We start from the raw sequence: 2106 nt of genomic DNA, 5'->3' as shown, positions 1-2106 counted from the left end.
TTTTTAGAAGACTTCCGCACGATAAAATGCCACTGCATTGAAGGTTGAAACCAAGCTTCGCCCTGCCATTGTGGCACGGCGAAATGGAATTAATTTGAATGCGCAAATGGCGTGCCGAACGGTATTGGTCCTGACCCCTTTTCTGTTCCGACGATATCGCAAAAAAGATTGACGAAGCCGCCGATAATCCAGAAAAAGGAGGGGAACTCGCCTTTGAAGTTACGGTCGTCATCTTGGCCCCGGAAGAAGCGGCTGTGGGAGCCATCACCAAGGCCAAACAATTTCGCGTTTTCGTGAACGCGGTCAACAAGAGCGACTATGTTGCCAAGGGAGTCAAGGCCCTCCGCGCATCTCCGGTTGATGAGGCGTTTTCCACCTTACGAAAGGCTTGTTTTTCGCGAGATACGCTCGTCTCCACCGAATTGGGCCTTCGCTCAATCGGCGAAATCCGCCCTGGCGAACGAGTCCATTCCTTTGACTTTGAAGCGGGCGAGTGGAAACTGCGGACCGTTACCGATCGAATCGACAGCATCTACGAAGGCGCCGTCCTGACAATCGAAACCGGCGATTCTGAAATCGAGACGACGATTCATCACCCGTTCTGGGTGATTCGAGGCCATGAATTGTCGAAGCGATCAACGCCGCGATTGCTTTCTGCTGGGGAAGACGAAGGCCCCGTTTTTCCTGGCCGCTGGGTCAATTCCCATGAATTGCAAGCGGGAGATGTCATTACTGGCCGTGACGGCCGGCCGCAAATCATTCGTCAGATTCATCAACGGTATGAAGAATCGTTTCCGGTCTCGAACCTGACAATCGGAGACTTCCACAATTACGCGGTCGGCGTCGACTCCATTCTTGTCCACAACGAATCGTTGTGCGACGATGGAATCGAAAGGTTGAATGAACTCGTCAACCAAGGAGCGGTAAGACTTGAGGATGCGGAGTATTACGCTCTGTCGTTTGACAATGCCGACGAAATCCTTAAGAAACTGGATGATTTTCGTGCCCCAACAAGGGTGACGGGCGAGACAGCTTCGACCGCCACTGGAAAGAGCGTTCATAAGGCGTTGGCTGACGCTCGCCGTGCAGGTGGCGATTTCGATTTGGTTCAAACGGCAATCAAGGACAAGGCTGGGAATCCGATTCTTGTCTCTAAGCGTGTGAATCTCAAAACGGGATTGCCGCAGCCGGGGGCTAGGTTGCAAGAAGCTATTCCCGATGCGGTCAATTTTCGGCGTAAGTTGATATTGGATGACAAACCGCTTGGCAGACCAATTGCCAAGGATCGTCAGGAGATAATTCGCTTTATAGAGGCGTATCGAAGACGTGAGGGGCATCTGCCAGATGTGATTGGTATTCAACGATACGACCCTAAGACTGGTCAACCAATTCTGACGGAACTTTATTTGCCAAACGACTTCTTGCCGTGAGATGATGCATCATGATGGAACACAAGGCATTCATATTTGATTACCAGAAGTTTGAGCAGGAGCTATTGCCTATACTCCAAGACGCTCTTGCAACAGGTGAATGCAGTGCTTTGATTTCATTCATCCAACAAAACATCGAGTCACTCACCGATCCCTACGAAGGTGAGCCACTGGAAGATGATTGGGAAGGGATGATTGAGACAGAGGATGCCCACCAGTACGGAGACTTTGCACTGACGAAATACTACGACCCAACCGCTGACATTGGGCTTGGCTCAGCTTGGGAATCAGTTCAAGAGATAGTTCCTGACGACCGGAGAAGCTCACCGATCTTGGGTTTGATTGTCGGAAGTGACAATGACCCTTTCGATCCCGGCAAAATGGGTTCGTATTTCCAAAGCAATGGACAGGTGAGCGAGAGTTTTGGTTTTTTGCAGCAACTTGCTCAAGAGCATTCATCAGAAGAAGTAAATGAAGCTGTTGAACTCTTACAGCGAGCTACTCAGGCACAAAAGGGGCTTTACGTTACCTTTTAGTGGGTCGGGTCAGCTTCGGCTTCTGCATCACGATCTTCGCAGGCTGTGCCGGTTTGAAGGGTTGCAGCTTGGCCGGTTGAGCAGGCTTCCACGGCTTGAACACCGGCACGGCTGACGGCGGCGGCTTTGGCTTTTTGCTC

The 2106-nt window shown here is 51.1% G+C and carries 2 protein-coding genes; both read left to right on the top strand.

The genetic code is table 11. The features are described 5' to 3' along the window. Positions 1–233: 233 nt before the first annotated feature. On the top strand, positions 234–1430 hold the full coding sequence (locus Enr8_RS25135; protein ID WP_186767887.1) for a polymorphic toxin-type HINT domain-containing protein: 1197 nt from the start codon (positions 234–236) through the stop codon (positions 1428–1430). An 11-nt stretch (positions 1431–1441) separates the two neighbouring features. Further along, positions 1442–1966, top strand: coding sequence for a hypothetical protein (locus tag Enr8_RS25130; protein ID WP_146437164.1), 525 nt, complete (start codon positions 1442–1444; stop codon positions 1964–1966). The last annotated feature ends 140 nt before the right edge of the window (positions 1967–2106 follow it).

The sequence above is a fragment of the Blastopirellula retiformator genome (genome assembly GCF_007859755.1).
In the GTDB taxonomy this organism is placed as follows: Bacteria; Planctomycetota; Planctomycetia; order Pirellulales; family Pirellulaceae; genus Blastopirellula; species Blastopirellula retiformator.
This window is presented reverse-complemented; position numbering and strand designations above follow the sequence as displayed.

What these genes read in the sequence shown, in the direction of transcription:
- Enr8_RS25130 (WP_146437164.1), top strand. Translation starts at nt 1,442, where the DNA reads ATGATGGAACACAAGGCATTCATATTTGATTACCAGAAGTTTGAGCAG.